At 36.6% G+C, this 15,531-nt stretch carries 12 protein-coding genes; 2 read left to right on the top strand and 10 right to left on the bottom strand.

Annotation, left to right across the window (positions count from 1 at the left end; genetic code table 11):
• Positions 1-82 precede the first annotated feature (82 nt).
• The 7 genes from ACN19N_RS10160 to gloB all read right to left on the bottom strand — a co-directional run bounded on the left by ACN19N_RS10160 (position 83) and on the right by gloB (position 10,100).
• Entirely contained in the window at positions 83-2,353 is a 2,271-nt protein-coding gene (locus ACN19N_RS10160) for an NADP-dependent malic enzyme (protein ID WP_420001265.1), read from the bottom strand.
• 192 nt (positions 2,354-2,545) lie between these two features.
• Positions 2,546-5,422: an EAL domain-containing protein gene (locus ACN19N_RS10155; RefSeq protein WP_420002376.1), complete on the bottom strand. Its 2,877-nt coding sequence runs from the start codon at positions 5,420-5,422 to the stop codon at positions 2,546-2,548.
• Positions 5,423-5,538: 116 nt separating this feature from the next.
• Positions 5,539-6,261, bottom strand: a complete 723-nt coding sequence (locus ACN19N_RS10150; RefSeq protein ID WP_420001264.1) for a 16S rRNA (uracil(1498)-N(3))-methyltransferase — start codon at positions 6,259-6,261, stop codon at positions 5,539-5,541.
• Between the two features lie 21 nt (positions 6,262-6,282).
• Positions 6,283-7,119: a methylenetetrahydrofolate reductase [NAD(P)H] gene (gene metF / locus ACN19N_RS10145; protein WP_005161073.1), complete on the bottom strand. Its 837-nt coding sequence runs from the start codon at positions 7,117-7,119 to the stop codon at positions 6,283-6,285.
• Positions 7,120-7,193: 74 nt separating this feature from the next.
• Positions 7,194-8,576 (bottom strand): adenosylhomocysteinase, encoded by a 1,383-nt coding sequence (gene ahcY, locus ACN19N_RS10140; protein ID WP_005161071.1) that lies wholly within the window; start codon positions 8,574-8,576, stop codon positions 7,194-7,196.
• 299 nt (positions 8,577-8,875) lie between these two features.
• Complete coding sequence (locus tag ACN19N_RS10135; protein ID WP_004661287.1) at positions 8,876-9,082, bottom strand: hypothetical protein; 207 nt, start codon at positions 9,080-9,082, stop codon at positions 8,876-8,878.
• Between the two features lie 286 nt (positions 9,083-9,368).
• Positions 9,369-10,100 carry a hydroxyacylglutathione hydrolase gene (gloB, locus tag ACN19N_RS10130; RefSeq protein WP_420001263.1) on the bottom strand — a complete coding sequence of 244 codons (732 nt, stop codon included), beginning with the start codon at positions 10,098-10,100 and terminating at the stop codon, positions 9,369-9,371.
• A 371-nt stretch (positions 10,101-10,471) separates the two neighbouring features.
• Here gloB and ACN19N_RS10125 point away from each other — a divergent pair, with 371 nt between their 5' ends.
• Together ACN19N_RS10125 and ACN19N_RS10120 are read left to right on the top strand one after the other, a co-directional pair.
• On the top strand, positions 10,472-11,458 hold the full coding sequence (locus ACN19N_RS10125) for a hypothetical protein (protein ID WP_420001262.1): 987 nt from the start codon (positions 10,472-10,474) through the stop codon (positions 11,456-11,458).
• Entirely contained in the window at positions 11,452-12,318 is an 867-nt protein-coding gene (locus ACN19N_RS10120) for a histone deacetylase (RefSeq protein ID WP_420001261.1), read from the top strand. The genes ACN19N_RS10125 and ACN19N_RS10120 overlap by 7 nt, the downstream gene beginning before the upstream one ends.
• Before the next feature lie 57 nt (positions 12,319-12,375).
• On the opposite strand, the gene ACN19N_RS10115 is transcribed toward ACN19N_RS10120, so the two are convergent.
• From ACN19N_RS10115 to ACN19N_RS10105, 3 genes are all read right to left on the bottom strand, one after another.
• On the bottom strand, positions 12,376-13,071 hold the full coding sequence (locus ACN19N_RS10115) for a methionine ABC transporter permease (RefSeq protein ID WP_004661291.1): 696 nt from the start codon (positions 13,069-13,071) through the stop codon (positions 12,376-12,378).
• Complete coding sequence (locus ACN19N_RS10110; RefSeq protein ID WP_420001260.1) at positions 13,068-14,093, bottom strand: methionine ABC transporter ATP-binding protein; 1,026 nt, start codon at positions 14,091-14,093, stop codon at positions 13,068-13,070. Before ACN19N_RS10110 ends, ACN19N_RS10115 begins: the two co-directional genes overlap by 4 nt.
• 69 nt (positions 14,094-14,162) lie before the next feature.
• Entirely contained in the window at positions 14,163-15,038 is an 876-nt protein-coding gene (locus tag ACN19N_RS10105; RefSeq protein WP_420001259.1) for a MetQ/NlpA family ABC transporter substrate-binding protein, read from the bottom strand.
• Between the last annotated feature and the right edge of the window lie 493 nt (positions 15,039-15,531).

The raw sequence follows: 15,531 nt of genomic DNA, 5'->3' as shown, positions 1-15,531 counted from the left end.
TTCACACAATCATGCTACAGAATAGAGGTTTTCTCAAGCACTAAGCATAGCTTTTAATGTTAAAAGCTATGCTTAAATTGTATCAGTTTTGGCTTTGCTGAATTTCAGCAACAGTTAAAGCTGTCATATTCACTAAACGGCGAGTTGTCGCAGTCGGTGTTAAAATATGTACTGGTTTTGCAGCACCTAAAAGAATAGGGCCGATTGTTACATTATTACCAGATGTTGCTTTTAATAAGTTGAATGAAATATTTGCAGAATCCAAATTCGGCATAATCAACAAGTTTGCTGAACCTTTAAAGCGTGAGTTTGGGAATGCAAAATGACGAATATTATCATCTAATGCAGCATCACCATGCATTTCACCTTCAACTTCAAGTTCTGGAACTTGTTCAGAAAGTAAACGATAAACTTCACGCATTTTCTGAGCACTTGGATCAACTTGATCGCTTCCAAAACTTGAGTGAGACAGTAAAGCGACACGAGGAGTCATACCAAAACGACGCACTTCTTCGGCTGCTAAAATAGTCATCTCTGCAAGTTGTTCAGCAGTTGGATTGGTATTTACATAAGTGTCGGCAATAAACAAGTTGCGATCTTCAAGCATTAATGCATTGAGTGTAAAGAATGTACTACGACCATCTTTTAAACCGATCACGTTTTTAACGAAATCTAAATGGATATCGTAGCTCGCATAAGTACCACATAGCATACCATCAGCTTTGCCAAACTTAACTAGCAATGCGGCGATTAAGGTTGAACGACGACGTGCCTCACGTTGTGCGTATTCAACAGTTACACCTTTGCGTTGCATAATCTGGTGATAATCTTTCCAGAAATCATCATATAAAGGATTGTTTTCTTGATCGACAATCTCGATGTTCACGCCATGTTGTAAACGTAAACCAAGCTTTTTGATGTTGTCTTCGATCACAGCAGTACGACCAATCAAGACTGGCTTAGCTAAACCTTCATCAACTACGATTTGAACTGCACGTAATACACGTTGATCTTCACCTTCGGCATATGCAATACGTTTAGGGTCAGTTTTTGCTTGCGAGAAAATTGGTTTCATTAAGAATGCTGAGTTATATACAAACTCAGAAAGTCTTTGACGATATACAGAGAAATCTTCAATTGGACGTGTCGCAACACCAGAATCCATTGCAGCTTTAGCAACCGCAGGTGCGATTTCTAAAATCAAGCGTTGATCTAAAGGACGAGGAATCAAGTACTCACGACCAAATGATGCAGATTTTTCACCGTAAGTCGCAGCATCTGCTTCAATATGTGCCATACGTGCAATCGCATGTACACAAGCAATTTTCATATCTTCGTTGATCGTTGTAGCACCGACATCGAGTGCACCACGGAAAATATATGGGAAACAAAGTGCATTGTTTACTTGGTTTGGATAGTCTGAACGACCAGTTGCCATAATCACATCTGGGCGAACTTCGTGCGCATGTTCAGGTAAGATTTCTGGGTCTGGGTTTGCAAGTGCAAAAATAATTGGGTTTTCAGCCATTTCTTTAACCATTTCTTTGGTTAAAATTCCCGCTGCAGAAAGACCCAAGAACATATCTGCGCCAGCCATTACTTCATGTAATTGAGTCGCAGAAATATCTTGAATGTAACGTTTTTTCGATTCATCAAGTCCTTCACGTGAAGTTGTTAAAAGCCCACGAGAATCAGCTACAATAATATTCGATTTATTTACGCCTAATGCACAAAGTAAATCTAAACATGACAATGCAGCAGCACCAGCACCTGATGCAACGATTTTAATTTCATCAATTTTTTTATTAACGAGTTGTAAAGCATTCAATAACGCTGAACCTACGATAATACTTGTACCATGTTGGTCATCATGGAACACAGGAATTTTCATGCGTTCACGAAGTTTCTTCTCGATATAGAAACATTCTGGTGCTTTGATATCTTCTAGATTGATACCACCAAAAGTTGGTTCTAATGAAGCAACAATATCAACGATTTTGTCTGGATCATTTTCCGCAATTTCAATATCAAATACGTCAACACCAGCAAACTTCTTGAATAGAACACCTTTACCTTCCATAACAGGCTTAGAAGCAAGAGGACCAATGTTTCCTAAACCAAGCACGGCTGTACCATTACTCACGACGGCAACCAAATTTCCACGTGCTGTATATTTTGCAGCAGCAGAAGGGTCACGTTCAATTTCTAGACACGGAGCAGCAACACCAGGAGAATACGCAAGCGCTAAGTCTCGTTGGTTTACGAGTTGCTTACTCGGTGTCACGCTGATTTTTCCAGGTGTAGGAAATTCATGGTAATACAAAGCGGCTTCTTTTAAAGATTGATCGTCCATCTGAGTCTCGATTGTTCCGATAATAATCAGGCATATACATGGCTGATGATTATATTAAGATAAGTGCACAAGAATATAGCACTAGTTCATGTTTTCGCCCAGTCAAAAAAGCTTATTTTCACTGAACGTATAGGCTTATTGACAATTTATATTGGGTGTAAATTAAACTGCCAAAAAGCTCAAAATATGGTTTTAACTGGAATATCTTGCAATTGCTAGACGCATATGTTGCTGTAAGTATTCAGTTGCATGTACGGCAGTTAAGGGTTTGGCAAATAAGTAACCCTGTAATATGTCACAGTTTTGTCGTTTCAAATATTCACATTGCTGTTCTGTTTCAACGCCTTCAGCGACAACTTTTAAGCCAATTGTTTTACCCATGGCAATCATGGCATTAACAATCGCATCTTGTTTTGGATTACCAATTTTCGAAATAAATGCACGATCAATCTTTAAAATATCAATTGGATATTCAGTTAAATAAGCAAGAGAAGAATAGCCTGTGCCAAAGTCATCCAGTGCAATTGAAATATTACGTTCTTTCAATGCGCATAAAATTGTTTTAACACTCTCAGTATTTTCTAAAAATGCTGACTCGGTAATTTCTAACTCTAAATTTTCACCTGTAATAGAGTATTGATCGAGTACGGCATCAATATCATGCAATAACTGACCACGCAAAATTTGTTGAGCAACAATGTTTACAGCAATGTGGATGTTCGTAAAACCTAGTTTTTGCCATTCTTGTAACTGTTTCGCTGCCTCATACAAGACAAATCGTCCAATATCAGAAATTAGACTGGTACTTTCTGCTAAAGGAATGAAAATATCGGGCATGATTAGACCTTTCGTTGGATGTTTCCAACGAATGAGTGCTTCAAATCCATTAATTTGACAATTCTGAGCAGTGATCTTTGGCTGATAATATACAACGAGTTCATTGTTTTGAATCGCCTTTCTCAAATCAAGCTCTAAATCAGTATGTTTAACGACGAAGTTAGTTCGCTCACTAGAATAATAGCGGATTGTATTTCCACCTAAGCGTTTGGCTTCTGTTAAGGCTTGCTCTGCATGGGTATTTAAGTTGTCAACTTGACGACCGTGTTCAGGGTAAATCGCAACTCCAATCGAAATACTGACCACATACTCTTGATTAGCGATATAAAAGGGTTTGCTAAAAGCTTCAACAATATTACTGCATAACTGATTAATTGGCGGATGTAACGGTGACATTTCATAAATGATTACAAAATCGTCTGCACTTAAATGTGAGACTAAAAGTGCATCAATATTACTGATACGCAAACGTTGTGCCACTTGCTTCAAAAGTTCATTACCCGCTTGATTGCTGAGTAATTCATTCAAGGCACGGAAACGGTCAATATTGAGTCGGATAACTGCTAAATTTTGTATCGAAGCCTCATTAACCAAATATTGATGCAGTTGCTGGTGATAATAGAAGCGATTAGGTAGATCGGTCAGGGTGTCATAATTGGTTAAATATGATAAACGTTGCTCTTGATGTTTACGCTCAGTTTGGTCAGAGACAATCCCGATATAATTAATCACACGATCTGATTCATCTTTTACAGCGTTCATATGGATCCAAAGGAAACATGATTTTTCAGAAAGATAAGTTTCCTGAAACTCACCTTCGTACTCATGTTCTTCTTGCAAAGTAGCAAGGATAGAAAGATGAAAATTATGATGATGCTGTTTATTTTGTTTAGTAATCTCAAAAAGTTGTTTTTCTAATATGAACTGTTTATCTAAACCCGTTAATTGTTCATATTTAGGATTAACTTCAAGATAGTGGAAGCTATCATCCAGAACAAAGATACCTTCTGAAGCCTGTTCGAATACACTCGCTGCTAATTTTAGCCGTTCTTGGTCTTTCTTTTCTTGGTTAATATCACGATGAATACCGACCATGCGTAGAGGGGTCTCATCTTTAGGATTTCTTAAAATGACTTGGCCAACATCATGAATCCAAACCCATTCACCACTCGGTCGTTTAATGCGGAAAGTTTCTTCGTAACGTTTAGTTTGGCCACATAGATGTTTATAAAGTGTATTTTTAACACGTTCAAGATCATCAGGATGTACAATTTTATGCAGCAACGAATAGTGATTCTCAGAATCACGCGTAACTTCTTTACGATGAGAATCGGTAATCCCAACAGTGTTATTTTCTAAATTCCATTCCCAAGGTCGAATACCCGCAGTTTCATGTGCAAAAGCCAAATTTTGACGATGTTCCTGTAAACTATTATTTATTTCTGTTAAATCAAAAGTACGCTCGCGAACTTTTTGTTCTAATAAATGATTGTTAAATTGTAATTGAGCTTCAATATCTTTCGATTTATTCACTTCACGTTGTAATTGTTGGCAAAGTTCTTCGGTCCATTGATTGTGTTGTTCAGCTACATCGACCAATTGTTTATTTTTTTCTAAAACTTGGTATAAGCGTTGGTGAATTTTAAAAGTTGCTTGCGCAGATAAAAATGTCGCAAAGAAAGATGAATAACAAGCAAGATAAAAAAGCGTATGTTCTTGGTCACGATGTAAAATTTGAGAAAAAACTAATGGGGTAATACTTGGAATAAAAAATAAAAAGAAATATTTAACATGCTGGGTAAGAAAGGTCAGGGCAATAATATGTGAGGAGGTGAGTAGTAGTGCTGTTAAAGTTAAAATATGGGAAACAGATGAACTTGGTACATCTTTGATCAAAAAATAATTGATGATAATCGTACTGATACCCAGTAGTGATCCTGTGAAAAAGCAAATAATTTGAAAAGCGATACGTGTCTTATGTGCAAACCTAACAGATGAATAATGTTTTATCGAAAAATGACAAATACAATAAAAGCAAAATAAAATGCTCAGGCAAATACTCATCCAAGTCGTAAAAATATTTGTACTAAAAGAATAAAAAAATCCAAATAAAACATAATCTAAGAGAGAAATGAAAAACACACTCAATATAAATAGACGTACATGATTCGTATAGTTAATTTGATCCGTATCAACAAATGGTGGCAAATTTTTTTCATGAACCCCGAGCATACAAAGAATAGTCCTTTTCATTATTTATCTACGCGTACAATCATTATTTTTTTGTAAGCACGATATAATTTTATTTTAAATTACCGTTAAACCAGATGGAAAGCAATGCAAATACTTTATTTGGTTGAAAAGTGATAATTTAAAATTGATAAAGCTACAACTGGAGCGGTTTCAGTCCTTAAAACACGATCTCCAATACACCAGTTTTGAAAATGATTTTGGTTAGCAGCATCAATTTCTGCTTCACTTAAACCACCTTCTGGACCAATCAATAGGGCTAAATCAGGCTGGCTATTTAGTACTACGTTTTCTTGGCCTTTGTTTGGCGCTAACACAAAACGTGATTGTGGTAGCTGTGCCGATTTTACCCAATCGGTTAAACTAATTGGTGCTAGTACATTTGGAACTTTGTTCATTCCACATTGTTCACACGCAGCAATCGCAATTGACTGCCAATGATCTAATTTCTTTTGATCACGTTCATATCTTAACCGCATTTCGCAACGTTCACTAGTCAATAATTGAATAGTTGTGACACCAAGTTCAGTGGCTTTTTGAATCGCATAATCCATACGATCGCCTTTGCTCATGACTTGGCCTAAAATTACTTTAGCAGGCGCTGTTCGATCTATAGGGTTGAATTGATCAATAGAAACAAAAGCATTTTTCTTATTAATTTCAGTAAGTGTTACGATATATTCACCACCTTTTCCATTGAAAAAGATGGCTTGATCTAGCTCTTTTGCACGAAGCACCCGTACCCAGTGATGAAATACCGATTCTGTTAATTCAATCGAATTGCCAGTATTTAATTCTGTTTCGATATAAAAACGATTCATGCTGGGTAAGGCTCGTACAAATTAGTTTAAACCAAGATCAACAACGAGTTGTCGAGTTGGCTCTGTTTGGTTCATTGAATAAAAGTGTAAGGTCGGTGCTCCGCCAGCAATTAAACGTTCGCAAAGTTTAACAATCACTTCATGGCCGAAGGCTTTAATACTTTCGCTATCATCACCATAAGCAGCAAGTTGTTTGCGAATCCAACGCGGAATTTCTGCACCAGTTCCATCCGCAAAGCGAATCAAATTACTTGCATTGGTAATTGGCATGATGCCAGGCGCAACGGGAATATCCACACCAGCTTTAGCAATACGTTCGATGAAATAGAAATAAGCATCTGGATTGAAGAAAAATTGGGTAATACCTGCATTCGCGCCTGCATTCACTTTTTCAACAAAACGTTGAATGTCACCATCAAAGCTATCAGCTTGCGGATGCATTTCAGGGTACGCAGCAACTTCAATATGGAAATGATCACCTGAATGTTCACGGATAAAGCGAACAAGATCTTGAGCATAAGGTAATTCGCCAAGACCAACTTGACCTGAAGGTAAATCACCACGCAATGCTACGATGCGGTCAATCCCTTGTGATTTATATAAATCTAAGAGCTCAGCAATACGCGCTTTATCATCGCCAATACAAGAAAGGTGAGGGGCGACGGGCGTACCTTTGCCATTAAAATCATTAATGGCTGCTAAAGTGCGTTCACGAGTAGAACCACCAGCACCATAAGTAATGGAGAAAAACTCTGGGTTTAATCGCTGTAGTTCTTGGTGAACGATACGTAACTTTTCAGCGCCAGCATCAGTTTTTGGCGGGAAAAATTCAAAAGAAATAGGAACACGTTTCGTCATTTCAAATCCTTTTTTAATCGCTTAGACATTATTTTAGAAAAAAGGGCAGTCCGTAAACGTCTGCCCTGATTTTCTTAGTATTTATAAGCGTCAGATTTGAATGGACCTTCTACAGGAACACCGAGGTAATCTGCTTGTACTTGCGTTAACTGGGTGAGTACACCACCAAAGCCAAGCACCATTGCAGCAGCAACTTCTTCATCTAATTTCTTAGGAATCAGTTCTACACGGATTTTCGCAGCTTTTTGATCTTCAGGAAGATCAGCAAATTTCTCAGCGAACAAGTGCATTTGACCCAATACCTGATTAGCAAAAGAACCATCCATAATACGTGATGGGTGACCTGTTGCATTACCAAGATTCACTAAACGCCCTTCAGAAAGAAGGATTAAGTAATCATTTTCATTTTCTGAACGATACACTTGGTGAACTTGAGGTTTAACTTCAACCCACTTGTAACCACGTAAATATGCAGTGTCGATCTCTGTATCAAAGTGACCGATGTTACACACTACAGCACCTGCTTTTAATGTATCAAGCATTGCAGCGTCACAAACGTGGTAGTTACCTGTTGTCGTTACGATAAGGTCAGTGTTTTGAAGAAGGTCAAGGTTGATGTCTTCTTTCTTGCCTGTTTGAACACCATTTTTGTATGGAGATACAACTTCGTAACCGTCCATACATGCTTGCATTGCACAGATTGGGTCAATTTCAGTGACACGTACAATCATACCTTCTTGACGAAGTGATTGTGCAGAACCTTTACCTACGTCACCGTAACCGATTACAAGTGCACGACGACCAGATAACAACATATCTGTACCACGTTTGATCGCATCATTTAGAGAATGGCGGCAACCATATTTGTTGTCGTTTTTAGATTTCGTTACGGAATCATTTACGTTGATTGCAGGAACTTTTAACGTACCATCACGTAACATTTCATACAGACGTTGAACACCTGTTGTTGTTTCTTCTGTTACACCATGGATTTTTGCAATCACTTCAGGATATTTTTCGTGAACAAGTAGCGTTAAATCACCACCATCATCAAGAATCATGTTGGCATCCCAAGGTGTGCCATTTACATTGATTTGTTGTTCAAGACACCACATGTATTCTTCTTCAGTTTCGCCTTTCCAAGCAAACACAGGAATACCCGCAGCAGCGATAGCAGCAGCAGCGTGATCTTGAGTAGAGAAGATATTGCAAGAGGTCCAACGAACTTCTGCACCGAGTTCAACCAATGTTTCGATTAAAACTGCAGTTTGGATTGTCATATGAATACAACCCAAAATTTTTGCGCCAGCAAGTGGTTTAGTTGCTGAATAACGCTTACGTAAACCAATTAAAGCTGGCATTTCTGCTTCAGCAAGTTTGATTTCTTTACGGCCGTAGTCAGCAAGAGAAATATCAGCGACTTTATAATCTGTAAATGAAGCAGTAACCGCGTTCATCAGGATCTCCTAGAAAAAAATAGTATGGATCATTCTGTTCGCGGATGCCGTTGTTGGTTAGCACGAGCGTCTAACCGATCGTCGAGCCTGGCAAATTGATTTTTAGTGCTAATCAATCGTCGCAGCATCCCTCGACTGGGCATTATAATACTTGGAAATGACATTAGTTCCAATGCTATTTTGTTTGAGATGGCTATAAAATGAAGAATTAAATTGGGATAAGTGATTAAATTTTTTGAATGAATGAACAAGGATTCCAAATCCCTTTGAAATCCTTATGTATGCACAAAAGAATCGCATTAAGCTTTTAAATGATCTTCAAACTCTTCGCCAAGCTGCATGGCTAAGGCATTTCCAGATAAGTCACACGTGACCAAACCGTATTCTTTTTTAAAACTAAAGGTAAAACCTTTATTGTCGGCTAAACTTTTTACTGAATATCCTAATTTTTCTAACCAAATACGAAAAGCCAATAAATTTTTTGCTTTCACAACTCTGTTTTTCATTCCAGAACTCCTTTTAACCTGTATTTATTAATAAGGGTGACCTAAAAATTTTTAAAGGGGGATTGCATATATTTATTTTTCTTCATGTAACTCATGTAAAGTTAGATTGATTGAAACTGAAATTAAACTTAAATTTTATCTGATAAAATTATTTAAATAATTGATTTAATTTACTTGTATTGTTTTTTCTCGCATTGGGTTTTGATCTAAAATAAATGTAAAAAATCATTTCACTTTCTACTTTTTAAAAACTAAAGTTTAGCCTTTAAAAAGTAGAACTTTAAAATTAGAACTGATCTTTAAGCGCTCTGATCCTTGCGAAATCTTCGACACTTTCTATGCGCAAGAACGGATTTGTTTCAAGCTCTAATTCAATTGTACTTGGCAGAGTAATTTGTTCAGCATCTCTCAATGCTTTGACTTCCTTTATGCGTTCTTGTAATGCAACATTCTGAGGTTCAATTGTTAATGCAAACTCTGCATTTGCAAGCGTATATTCATGTGTACAATAAACTTTGGTTTGTATTGGCAACGCAGCTAAGCGATTTAATGAGTGGTACATTTGTTCAGCAGAACCCTCAAATAGGCGCCCACAGCCCATTGCAAATAATGTGTCACCAGAGAAAAGCGTGTCTATTTCTTCAATAAAATAAACAATATGACCTAGTGTATGCCCTGGTGTTGCAATAATTTCAACTTTTAAATCATTAAAGTGAAAATGGTCATTATGTTGCAGTGGATTGGATATAAACGAAATTTTACTGAGTTCATCACGTGGACCGAAAACGGGTGAATTTTGCTCAGCCAATAGACCTTGTACACCATCAGTATGATCTCGATGCCAATGTGTTAACCAGATTTGTTTCAACTCAAGTTGATGCTGTTCGCAAAAATCGGTAACAAGTGCTGCTTCTGTAGGGTCAACTGCTACGACTTCTTGCGTACGAGTATCTTCTAATAACCAAATATAGTTTTTTAAGGCATTTTTTACGTCAATTGCATGAATTTTATAATGCATGGCCGAATCCTAAATCTCTGATTTATGTGGTTATTGATGAATAGAGTATTTGAATAATCAAATCACAGTTAGTTTAAGTGTAAATGTATAAGAGTGCAAAAGATTACCTAAGAATTGATACAGAATGCTGACTTTTTAGGGCATATTATGACAGCTTCAATCATCAGGTATTTTTCAGGTTGACAAGTTATACTTTTTCTATAAATATTATAAATATTTTGATAAATTAATGGTTTATATTCATCTTTGGTGTTGTGAAAATACTTAATTAAAGCTAACATAGTTTAAAAATTAGATTTAACAATATTTAACGAAGTAACACATTTAAAGATGAAATGAAAAATAAATCATAAGAATACAGTGAGAGTATTATGACTGATTTGGTAGATCATGAAATTGTTGTTATCTTCAAAAAATATTTATATCCTTTGTCTTCCAAACTTACAGAAATGTTGAATGAGCATTTTAGTCATCAAACAGAACGTCGCGGTTGTGGTTATACTCAAGCCACTCGTGTGATTGCTGAATTTGTTTCACAGCCACGTGATATGTTGGGATTCCAAGATTTTCGTATTTTTGAAGACTACGAGGTTAAAGTATTGAAAAACATTTTAAATCAAAGTTCTTCATATGGTTTAGTGTTGGAAACTTGGCGTAATTTGGATATTAATATTGATGTGCAACAATATTTAGAACGTTCTAATTCACAAGATACATTCACTCAGAATTTGCAACAAGAAGTTGATTTTCAAGCGAAACTTAGAAAAATCCATCAATATGCAGAACTTGAAGAAAGCATTTTAATTTGCCAATTACTTGCAGATATTATTCTTCCACAAACAATTGATCAAATTGAAATGATTGAGTGTCATTCTCTCGAGGAAAAGCCCAAAGTTGGCTCATGTCCGATGGCAGAAAAATTTTTCTTGCGAATTGCACATCATCGTTTATTGCGACAAGGTGAAATTAATATTTTTGTGGATGATAAAGGTTTACCCATCATGATGGAGAAACTGAATATGGGGGATAATCACTCTTGTATCAGTCTGGTTCCATTGATGATGAATGGGGTGCGTTTACCCGCAGGTAGCCTGTTTTCTGCAAACTATGACATTGAGCAAATGGAAAAACATAAAAATAAACAATATAAAGGTTATGTGATTCCAATTGCTCAAATGAATGGTTTTTGGTTTTTACGATTAACGACACTGGTTGTTTCGCCAAAAAACCGTGCGCGTGCGTTTGGGTATCATTTTAAACAACAGGTTGATAATGGATTATTTAGACCTGATACCACGGAACTAAGTCAACTGATTGAGATTGCAAAAGATCAAATTTATGTAGGGCATCCATGCTAAAAGCTTGTTACTCACCACGCTATTTTGCAAGAACACATACCAACAGTATGGAAAAACTGACAGCCGTCGCTGATGTGCTGCGAACTCATCAAATGGTTGATTTAATTGATCCAGGTTTAATTGATACTGAGATATTAAAAAAACTACATAACCCAGAATATGTGGAAGCCTTTTTATCGGGAGAATCTGCATTTGCTACTATTCAGGGTTTTAAACCTTGGAATGAGCAATTACGGGATGCCATTCTATCGGTGCAAGCGGGGCAGCTTTTAGGAGCTGAGATCGCATTGAAAGAAGGGATTGCTGCAAATATTGCACAAGGTTTTCATCATGCGAGTTATGAGTCTGGTGCAGCATATTGTACTTTTAATGGTTTGGCATTGATCGCAAAACAAAATCCTGAGAAGCGAATTTTTATTTTAGATTGTGATCAACATGGAGGCGATGGTACAGCAATCTTTACCAATCGGATGACCAATTTGATTAATTTTAGTATTTTTGGAATTCGTTTTGGTTGTAAGGCTGGTGAACGTAGTTTGACTCGCTATATTCATCCTAAACAGGGTAATTTTGATTTGTATCGCGAAGCAATTTTTGAAGCATTTCAATATGCTTCACATTGGGAAGCAGATCTAATCATCTATCAAGCTGGTATGGACTGCCACCAACTAGATAAATATGGCTCAAAATGGTTTACCACTGAGTTGTTATATGAGCGAGATCGCTTAGTTTTTGAAATGGCAAAAAAAATGAAAATTCCATTACTGTTTGTATTGGCGGGTGGGTATCAAGAACTGGATGATTTAGTGCCTTTGCACGTCAATACATTCAAAGCTGCAAATGAAATTTACTTTCCTTGAAATAGTAGAAAGATACAAAAAAAGCCCTCAAAATGAGAGCTTCCTCTTATGCTGTGATTAGCGTAATTTTGCTAACCAATCACCAAATGATTGAACCAGTTGAACTAAAATTAGCAGCACAATCACGGTTAAAATAACAACACTAGTATCAAAGCGTTGATAACCATAGGAAATAGCTAAATCACCGATACCTCCTGCACCAACTGCACCAGCCATTGCAGTTGCACCAATTAAGGAAATCGTTCCTGTGGTCAGATTCAAAATTAATGAGCTACGTGCTTCGGGGATAATAAATTTAAAAATGATCTGCCAAGGTGAGGCACCCATAGCTTGAGCTGATTCAATAATACCCTCATTCACTTCAAGTAATGAAGTTTCAATCAATCGCCCTAAATACGGACCTACGTAAATGGTGAGTGGAACAATCGCAGCCCAAGTACCAATCGAAGTTCCAACTAATAGTTTAGTTAATGGAATGACTGCAATAAGTAAGATGATAAATGGTAAAGAACGTAGTGCATTTACAATTGGGTTGAGAAAATAATAGATTGCACGGTTTTGTAAGATACCACCTGTGCGAGTGACAACTAAAGTTACACCTTGAATCAATCCCCAAATACAACCAAAAAGCAATGAGAAAAAAACCATTTGAAAGGTTTCTTGTAATGCCGTGACAAATTGATCAATTGAAAGGGAACTGTGCCAGAACGGCGCGGAAGCTTCAGTAAGCCATTGTACAATTAAATCTCTCATTGGCTCACTCCTGATTGTTCAACTTTCACGCCTTGTTGCTCAAGAAACTTAATAGCGTCTTGAATAGTCGCTGAATCACCCAAAAGTTGAATAAACATCTGTCCAATCACCGTACCATTGATTTCAGTCATGTTGGCAAAAAGAATATTTAAGCTCAAATCAAATTGCTTAATCACAGCTTGAATTACTGTTTCTTGAGCAGACGTCCCCAAGAATTGCAGACTATAAATACTATTGTGATGCTTATGTTCAAGGTTATTGAGGATATTAATTGGTAACTGTTGTTGTAAAACAGTTTGAATGAAAGTCTTTGTAGTCGAATGCTGGGGTTGACTAAAAATATTGAGGGTAGGGCCTGTTTCAATCACATGACCTGCTTCCATGACTGCAACATAGTCACAGACTGACTCAATTACATCCATTTCATGGGTGACCATCACAATGGTAATCTTCTGTTCTTTATTAATCTTTTTTAATAGCGCTAAAACGGATTGAGTGGTCTGAGGGTCAAGTGCAGAGGTTGCTTCATCACATAGTAAAATTTTGGGGTGGTTTGCAAGCGCGCGGGCGATACCTACACGTTGTTTTTGTCCTCCTGAAAGTTCATCAGGATAGGCATCTTTCTTATGCTTGAGATCGATGAAATCTAATAGCTCTGCTAGGCGCTTTTCACGATCAGCTTTGTCATGCCCCAATAATTTGAGTGGCATTTCAATATTTTCAGATACTGTTTTAGTTTGCAGTAAATTGAAATGTTGAAAGATCATGCCGATATTTGCACGTTCTTGACGAAGCGTACGCGCATCCATTGCAGTAAAGTCTTTCTGATTGATAATTACCTGTCCCTGCGTTGGGCGTTCAAGCAAATTAATCAAACGAATCAACGTACTTTTACCTGCACCACTATAACCAATAATGCCGAAGATGCTGCCTTCTGGGATCTCTAAATTAATTTGATCCAGTGCGTTGATCGTTTGACCTTTCAATTGATAGTGTTTCGAAATGTTTTTAAATTGGATCATGTTCGTCAGTACTAAGCAAAAAAGAAAAAACAGGCAAATATCTTTGCCTGTTTCATTGAAAATATTATATTACGATTTTGCTTCAGTGAGATAGCTTGTCGGTTTGTTTACATCAACTTTTGTACCTGCAAAATGTTCTTGCACATACTTTTTCACAGCTTCTGTATGATAAAGCGCACCAACTTTTTGTAGTACTGCATCGTCTTTACGAGATTCAGCAGTTGCTAAAACATTGACATTTAATTTAGTACTTTGATCAATTGGTTCGTAATAGATTGCATCTTTAAGAACGTTCAAACCACCTTCTAAAGCCAAGGTATTACCTAATAAAATCGCATCAACTTCGTCTTTTACACGTACAGCTGTCGCCATTTGAATTGGCTTGATTACGATTTTTTTACTATTTTCGATAATGTCAGCAGGTGTGCCTTTCACAGGATCGAAGTCAGCTTTTAATTTGATTAAACCTGCGCTTTGTAAAAGTAACAATGCACGTGATTCATTTGCACCGTCATTTGGGATTGCAATGGTTGCACCTTGAGTAAATTCTTCAACTTTTTTGACTTTACTTGAGTAAATGCCCATCGGTTCTAAATAAGTCGTTGAAACAGGTGCAATCTTATCTTTATTTGCCGCATTAAAAGCAACAAGGTAAGCGTAAGATTGGAAGGCATTAATATCAACTTCTTTATTAGCAACAGCTGTATTCATGGCAACATAGTCAGTGAAGTTTTTGACTTCAAGTTTAATACCTGCGGCTTTGGTTTCAGGTAAAGTTGCAATATAACGCCAAATATCAGCATCTGAGCCAGTAGATGCCATAACAACAGTTTGTAATCCACCAGCATTCGCTTTTTGCTCAGTAGATGCTGTATCAGGCTGTTTACTGCATGCTGCAAGTAATAACACCGATACACTTAAAAAAAGGCTAATCAGCTTTTTCATGTATAAATCCTAGTCGGAACAATGCCGAGAAAATTTTCATTCCTCTAGCATCAGGAATCGCAATGGTTTTGTATGTTGTAAATTGGCATCATCATTCAAAATTATTTTAGATTTTGAATCTAAGACGTTTTACAACATTGAAAAATAGATGATTGTTCCTGTTCTACTCTAGTGCTAATAGATTAAGAAGAAGAGCCAACCAAATTATTCTTACGCTAAATCTTGAAGTAGATGAAATGTCACAATTTAAAATTAATATTCTAAATATATGATAGTGATTAAAAAGAATCTTAACTATAGTTAACAATTCATCTATTAATTTACCAATCATACCAATAATTTAGATCTTGTTATAGTAGTTGTGCTAGATACTTCACAATCTAACGGTATGATTATTTAAGGAAAATTATGTTCTAAGTAAATATAAATGAATGATAGTTTTATAAATTTTTCTGAATACAGATAGCAAATGGTTTACTTTAAATTGGATATA

Source organism: Acinetobacter sp. LF10, from assembly GCF_048585715.1.
Classification (GTDB): Bacteria; Pseudomonadota; Gammaproteobacteria; order Pseudomonadales; family Moraxellaceae; genus Acinetobacter.
The sequence above is the reverse complement of the archived record's forward strand: the minus strand, read 5'-3'. Positions and strand labels throughout refer to the sequence as shown.

Bases quoted from the DNA above. Each gene is read 5' to 3' on its own strand.
- ACN19N_RS10160 (WP_420001265.1), bottom strand. From the start codon at position 2,353: ATGGACGATCAATCTTTAAAAGAAGCCGCTTTGTATTACCATGAATTT.
- ACN19N_RS10155 (WP_420002376.1), bottom strand. From the start codon at position 5,422: ATGCTCGGGGTTCATGAAAAAAATTTGCCACCATTTGTTGATACGGAT.
- ACN19N_RS10150 (WP_420001264.1), bottom strand. From the start codon at position 6,261: ATGAATCGTTTTTATATCGAAACAGAATTAAATACTGGCAATTCGATT.
- metF (WP_005161073.1), bottom strand. From the start codon at position 7,119: ATGACGAAACGTGTTCCTATTTCTTTTGAATTTTTCCCGCCAAAAACT.
- ahcY (WP_005161071.1), bottom strand. From the start codon at position 8,576: ATGAACGCGGTTACTGCTTCATTTACAGATTATAAAGTCGCTGATATT.
- ACN19N_RS10135 (WP_004661287.1), bottom strand. From the start codon at position 9,082: ATGAAAAACAGAGTTGTGAAAGCAAAAAATTTATTGGCTTTTCGTATT.
- gloB (WP_420001263.1), bottom strand. From the start codon at position 10,100: ATGCATTATAAAATTCATGCAATTGACGTAAAAAATGCCTTAAAAAAC.
- ACN19N_RS10125 (WP_420001262.1), top strand. From the start codon at position 10,472: ATGACTGATTTGGTAGATCATGAAATTGTTGTTATCTTCAAAAAATAT.
- ACN19N_RS10120 (WP_420001261.1), top strand. From the start codon at position 11,452: ATGCTAAAAGCTTGTTACTCACCACGCTATTTTGCAAGAACACATACC.
- ACN19N_RS10115 (WP_004661291.1), bottom strand. From the start codon at position 13,071: ATGAGAGATTTAATTGTACAATGGCTTACTGAAGCTTCCGCGCCGTTC.
- ACN19N_RS10110 (WP_420001260.1), bottom strand. From the start codon at position 14,093: ATGATCCAATTTAAAAACATTTCGAAACACTATCAATTGAAAGGTCAA.
- ACN19N_RS10105 (WP_420001259.1), bottom strand. From the start codon at position 15,038: ATGAAAAAGCTGATTAGCCTTTTTTTAAGTGTATCGGTGTTATTACTT.